7 protein-coding genes are annotated in these 5,145 nt (G+C 60.2%); 4 read left to right on the top strand and 3 right to left on the bottom strand.

Translation table 11 applies throughout. The annotated features are described in order from the left end of the window. Positions 1-74: 74 nt before the first annotated feature. Complete coding sequence (locus tag YA0848_RS35135; protein WP_034096855.1) at positions 75-893, bottom strand: shikimate 5-dehydrogenase; 819 nt, start codon at positions 891-893, stop codon at positions 75-77. A 156-nt stretch (positions 894-1,049) separates the two neighbouring features. Between YA0848_RS35135 and YA0848_RS35140 the strand changes: the two genes are divergently transcribed. The 3 genes from YA0848_RS35140 (at position 1,050) to YA0848_RS35150 (ending at position 2,094) form a co-directional block, all read left to right on the top strand. Next, positions 1,050-1,403: a hypothetical protein gene (locus YA0848_RS35140; RefSeq protein WP_034096854.1), complete on the top strand. Its 354-nt coding sequence runs from the start codon at positions 1,050-1,052 to the stop codon at positions 1,401-1,403. A gap of 225 nt (positions 1,404-1,628) precedes the next feature. Beyond that, on the top strand, positions 1,629-1,823 hold the full coding sequence (locus tag YA0848_RS35145; RefSeq protein ID WP_003173044.1) for a hypothetical protein: 195 nt from the start codon (positions 1,629-1,631) through the stop codon (positions 1,821-1,823). A gap of 91 nt (positions 1,824-1,914) precedes the next feature. Continuing rightward, positions 1,915-2,094 carry a hypothetical protein gene (locus YA0848_RS35150; RefSeq protein WP_034096853.1) on the top strand — a complete coding sequence of 60 codons (180 nt, stop codon included), beginning with the start codon at positions 1,915-1,917 and terminating at the stop codon, positions 2,092-2,094. Between the two features lie 10 nt (positions 2,095-2,104). On the opposite strand, the gene YA0848_RS35155 is transcribed toward YA0848_RS35150, so the two are convergent. After that, positions 2,105-3,172: an AI-2E family transporter gene (locus tag YA0848_RS35155; RefSeq protein ID WP_169903640.1), complete on the bottom strand. Its 1,068-nt coding sequence runs from the start codon at positions 3,170-3,172 to the stop codon at positions 2,105-2,107. A gap of 270 nt (positions 3,173-3,442) precedes the next feature. On the opposite strand from YA0848_RS35155, the gene trhP reads away from it, so the two are divergent. Beyond that, positions 3,443-4,762 (top strand): prephenate-dependent tRNA uridine(34) hydroxylase TrhP, encoded by a 1,320-nt coding sequence (trhP, locus tag YA0848_RS35160; RefSeq protein ID WP_034096878.1) that lies wholly within the window; start codon positions 3,443-3,445, stop codon positions 4,760-4,762. Between the two features lie 85 nt (positions 4,763-4,847). On the opposite strand, the gene YA0848_RS36300 is transcribed toward trhP, so the two are convergent. After that, positions 4,848-5,144: a methyl-accepting chemotaxis protein gene (locus tag YA0848_RS36300; RefSeq protein WP_442967253.1), complete on the bottom strand. Its 297-nt coding sequence runs from the start codon at positions 5,142-5,144 to the stop codon at positions 4,848-4,850. Position 5,145 lies beyond the last annotated feature (1 nt).

Genomic DNA, 5,145 nt, shown 5'->3' on the forward strand with positions numbered 1-5,145 from the left:
CTTGCCCCCGATGGCAGTGAGCCGATCAATACCTTCATGTCTGATCGACCTATATCCAGCTTGCCGGTGCTTTTTTAGAGACGGGCGAAGGCCACGGCTTTTTCGAATTGTTCCTGGGTCGGCCGCACGCCGGTATAGAGCACGAACTGTTCCAACGCCTGGATGGCGATTACTTCCAACCCGGTAATTACCTGTTTGCCGTTGGCTCGGGCATGCACAATCAACGGTGTTTCGGCGGGAATCGCCACCACATCGAAGACAGTCCGCGCAGTCTCGATAATGTCTGCGTCAAACGCCAATGCCTCCGCCTCCGCGCCGCCGGTCATGCCGATGGGCGTGACGTTTATCAGCATTTGCGGACGCAGACCGGTCATATCCGCCTGCCAGGCGTACCCCAGGTGCTGGGCCAGCGCGCGCCCCGCTCTCTCGTTACGCGCCACGATCACGCCGTTGGCGTAGCCACCGTCGCGCAGGGCACTGGCCACGGCCTTGGCCATGCCCCCACTGCCGCGCAGGGCGAAGGTGGAATCCTGGGGGACCGCATGCTTTTTCAGCAGTTGCTCGACGGCGATGTAGTCTGTGTTGTAGGCCTTGAGATGGCCGTGGGTGTTGACGATGGTGTTCAACGAATCGATGGCTTGAACCGAATCGTCGAGTTCGTCCACCAAGGCAATGGCCGCCTCCTTGAATGGCATGGACACCCCGCAACCCCGGATCCCCAAGGCCCGGATACCGCCGATCGCGCCGGGCAAATCCTGGCTGCTGAAGGCCTTATAGTAAAAATTCAGACCCAACTGCTCGTACAGATGGTTATGAAACCGCAAGCCGAAATTACCGGGGCGCGCCGACAGTGACATGCACAGCTGGGTGTCCTTGTTGGGGTGCATCTGCATGGAAAACTCCTGTGAGTAAGCAAATCGGTACAGACCTTACACAACCTTTACCTAGCGGCCGTGCTGTTTTTCAGAAATACGTTGTCTTAAAAGTATCCCCGCGACATGACTTGAGTCCATTGATGGCAGGACACGAGCGCAGGGGCTAACCGAGGAATGACCATGATTCGTACAATCCCCAAGATCGCCTTGCTGGTAGGTGCACTCGCTATGGCTGGCCAAGCCTCCGCCCACGGTGGTGGATGGGCGGGGCCGGCTGCCTTGGGTGCGTTGGTCGGCGCCGCCGTGGTGGGCTCGGTGGTGGCCAGCCAACCCCGCGAAGTCTACGTGCAGCAACCGGTGTATGTGCAGCCGCAGCCTGTCTACGCCGCTCCGCCGCCGGTCTACTACGCGCCACCGCCGCCTGTGTATGTGCAACAGCAAGTGTATTACCGTCCGGCGCCGGTCTATTACGGCCCACCGCGCGGTTACTATGGCCCGCCCCATGGTTACTACCGTCGTGGCTGGTAACTGTTCGATCTGAAACTGGCCTCGCAATCGTGCGAGGCCTTTTTTTTGCGCCGAGTCCGGTTTTATCGCGTCAAGGTCGCTATGGAGACAATGTCTGGTGCGCAATCGCACATGATAGACACCAATGTCTACTTGCTCGAACAGGGCTCGCGCTGTCATGTTTGCGTCACATAACCCTTTCACTATCGAGCCTGTCCACCCAATAACAATTAAGGACGATTAACCCTGCCCACACAAAACCCACACCGTACCGCCGGCCTTTGCACCTCCAGCAAGGTGTACAGCGCCCTGACCGAACTCAAGCACCTGGAAGGTCACCGCAGCGCGAAGTTCCTCGCCTTGCTTGCGGAAAACCTGGTGCGCAAGGGCCTGCTCAACGAGCAGGAAGTGGTGAGCATGCTGGATCAAGTGGTGGACTGACGCGTGGCATCAATGTCGACTATCGAGACAGTTGATTTTTCCTCAGCCGCCATGGCCCGTAAGGTGACCCCTACCACGATTGGAGGTCCTTATGCCCACTGTTCATATCATGTCCGTAATCGGCAGTGCCGTCCCCGCCGCTCTGCGCGCCTCGGGGGTGTTGGCTTGCTGGTACTTGGTACGCGAAGGCGAGCCGATCACCGGCCCGCTGACATCGTTGAAGGCCGCGGAACACCAATTGAAAGCCACCACCTACCAGTTGGAAGCCTGACGCTACCGGTTTACGGCAATGGCAACTTGACCCGCGGCTTGCTCTCGACAAACAGCGCCCAACTGGACATGAACAGCGCCGCCACCAGCGGTCCGATCACAAACCCGTTAAGGCCAAACACTGACAAGCCGCCCAGGGTCGAGATCAGGATCAGGTAATCCGGCATCTTGGTGTCCTTGCCCACCAGGATCGGGCGCAGCACGTTGTCCACCAGGCCGATCACAAACACGCCGAACAACGCCAGCACCACGCCCTGCCAGATCGCCCCGCTCATCAGGAAATATGCCGCCACCGGCCCCCATACAATGCCCGCGCCCACCGCCGGCAGCAGTGAAAGAAATGCCATCAGCACCGCCCATAGCAGCGCGCTGGGAATGTCCAGGAACCAGAAAATCAACCCTCCCAACGCGCCCTGAGTCACGGCCACCAGCACGTTGCCCTTGACCGTGGCCCGCACCACGCGGTTGAACTTGAGCTGCAGGCGACGCTTTTGCGGTTCGGCCAACGGCACGGCGGTGCGCACCTTGCGTACCAGCTCCGGGCCGTCGCGCAAAAAGAAAAACAGCAGATACAGCATGATGAAAAAGCTCACCAGAAAATCGAAGGTGCCCTGACCGAAGCTGAACGCCTGAGTGGCGAAAAATTGGCTGCCCTGCATCGCGCTTTTTACGATTTTCTCACGCAGCCCTTCCAGGTTACCCATGCCGAAGCGATCCAGCAGATGCTGGAAGTACGGCGGCAGGAAATTCTTGAACTGCTCGATATAGCCCGCCACATCCAGCTTGCCGCTTTCGATGTTCTTGTACAGCGTGGCCCCCTCTTGTACCAACAAGGCACTGGTGATGATCACCGGCAAAATCGCAACGATCAAACACGCAGTCAGGGTGGTCAGGGAGGTAAGGTTACGGTTCCAGCCGAATTTCAGCTGCACGCGGCGCTGCATGGGCGCAAAGATAATGCCGAGGATCACCGCCCAGAACACCGCGCCATAAAACGGCAGTAATATCCAGATAAAGGCAACGGTCACCAGGACCAGCAGTAACAACAGGGTTTTGAATTGCAGGGTGGTTTGGTTCATGTCCGGTCCATGTCAGAAAAGCATTGGGCCTGTGTAGGCCCTGATGCTTAGTCCGCTGCGAAACCTGGGAGTGCCCTTATTTATCGCACGCCCGCGAACTCCCCGCCTTGGACCCCACTCAAGAGCACCCGGATCGTCTTCTCCTAAGCTTTTATAACCGTGTTCGCGAATGCGGGCGTGTTGCTTTGCACAGCAGTGGTCTCAATGACTTGGATCAATAAACCTGCGCCCGCCCTGCACTACTCTCGCGCCTTTTTGCGACCCTACGCCATGCCCACTGTTATCGCCCCCGAACTGCTCGCTCCCGCCGGCACCCTGAAAAACATGCGCTACGCCTTCGCCTACGGCGCCGATGCGGTGTACGCCGGCCAGCCGCGTTACAGCCTGCGGGTGCGCAATAACGAGTTCGATCACGCCAACCTGGCCCTGGGTATCCAGGAAGCGCATGCCCAGGGCAAGCGCTTCTATGTGGTGGTGAACATCGCGCCGCACAACGCCAAGCTCAAGACCTTCCTCAAGGACCTGGCACCGGTGATCGCCATGGGCCCGGATGCGCTGATCATGTCCGATCCAGGGCTGATCATGCTGGTGCGCCGACACTTTCCGCAGATGCCGATTCACTTGTCGGTGCAGGCCAATACGGTGAACTGGGCGAGCGTGGAGTTCTGGCAGCAGCAAGGGATCTGCCGGGTGATTCTGTCGCGGGAATTGTCGCTGGAGGAGATCGGCGAAATCCGTGAGCAGGTGCCGGCCATGGAGCTGGAAGTGTTTGTCCACGGCGCCCTGTGCATGGCTTATTCCGGGCGCTGCCTGCTCTCGGGCTATATGAACAAGCGCGACGCCAACCAGGGCACCTGCACCAATGCCTGCCGCTGGAAGTACCAGGCCACTCCGGCGGTGGAAAACGCCACCGGCGAGATCGTGCAGCAATACGCGCCGGAACCGACCCTGGGTATCGGTGCGCCCACCGATCAGGTGTTTCTGTTACAGGAAGCCAACCGCCCCGACGAGCAGATGCCTGCGTTCGAGGACGAGCACGGCACCTACATCATGAACGCCAAGGACCTACGCGCCGTACAGCATGTGGAGCGCCTGACCCATATGGGCGTGCACTCGCTGAAGATCGAAGGCCGCACCAAGTCGCACTTCTATTGCGCGCGCACCACCCAGGTGTATCGCCGCGCTATCGACGATGCGGTGGCCGGTCGCGCGTTCGACCGCAACCTGATGACCGACCTCGACTCTTTGGCCCAGCGCGGCTACACCGAAGGTTTCCTGCGCCGGCACGTCCACGATGAGTACCAGAACTACCAGAACGGCAGTTCCGTCTCCGAGCGCCAGCAGTTTGTCGGCGAACTGACCGGCGAACGTCGGGGCGAGCTGGCCGAGGTCAAGGTCAAGAACCGCTTCGCCGTGGGCAATCACCTGGAATTGATGACGCCCACCGGCAATTTTCACTTCGACTTGGGCGGCCTGCGCAACGCCAAGGACGAAGCCATCGACGTAGCGCCGGGCGACGGGCACACGGTGTATATACCGCTGCCCGTTGAGATGGATTTGCGCTTTGGCTTGTTGATGCGCGACGTTTGATCAGATCCTGAACTGACCGACCAGTTGCCCCAGGCGCTGGCCCAGGTCCGCCAGGCTGCGCGAAGTCTGGGCCCCCAGTTGGGTTTCATCGGCCACGCTGTCCACCGCCGAGGCAATCTGATGCACGCTGCGGTTGATCTCTTNNGGCGGCGCTGGCGATCTGGGCGTTCATTGAGTTGATGGTGGCAATCAGCTGGGCCATGGTGTCCAGCGACGCTCCGGCCTGGTTGGCCTGGGCCGAGGTGCCATCGCCGGCCTCGCTGGAACGGCGCATGGCTTCCACGGCGGCTTCGGTGCCGGTTTGCAGGCGGTCGATCATGCCCTGGATTTCCTGGGTGCTGGTCTGGGTGCGGCTGGCCAGGGCGCGCACTTCGTCGGCCACC

The sequence above is a fragment of the Pseudomonas sp. S4_EA_1b genome (genome assembly GCF_016307435.1).
Lineage (GTDB): Bacteria > Pseudomonadota > Gammaproteobacteria > Pseudomonadales > Pseudomonadaceae > Aquipseudomonas > Aquipseudomonas rhodesiae.

Bases quoted from the DNA above. Each gene is read 5' to 3' on its own strand.
- YA0848_RS35135 (WP_034096855.1), bottom strand. From the start codon at position 893: ATGCAGATGCACCCCAACAAGGACACCCAGCTGTGCATGTCACTGTCG.
- YA0848_RS35140 (WP_034096854.1), top strand. From the start codon at position 1,050: ATGACCATGATTCGTACAATCCCCAAGATCGCCTTGCTGGTAGGTGCA.
- YA0848_RS35150 (WP_034096853.1), top strand. From the start codon at position 1,915: ATGCCCACTGTTCATATCATGTCCGTAATCGGCAGTGCCGTCCCCGCC.
- YA0848_RS35155 (WP_169903640.1), bottom strand. From the start codon at position 3,172: ATGAACCAAACCACCCTGCAATTCAAAACCCTGTTGTTACTGCTGGTC.
- trhP (WP_034096878.1), top strand. From the start codon at position 3,443: ATGCCCACTGTTATCGCCCCCGAACTGCTCGCTCCCGCCGGCACCCTG.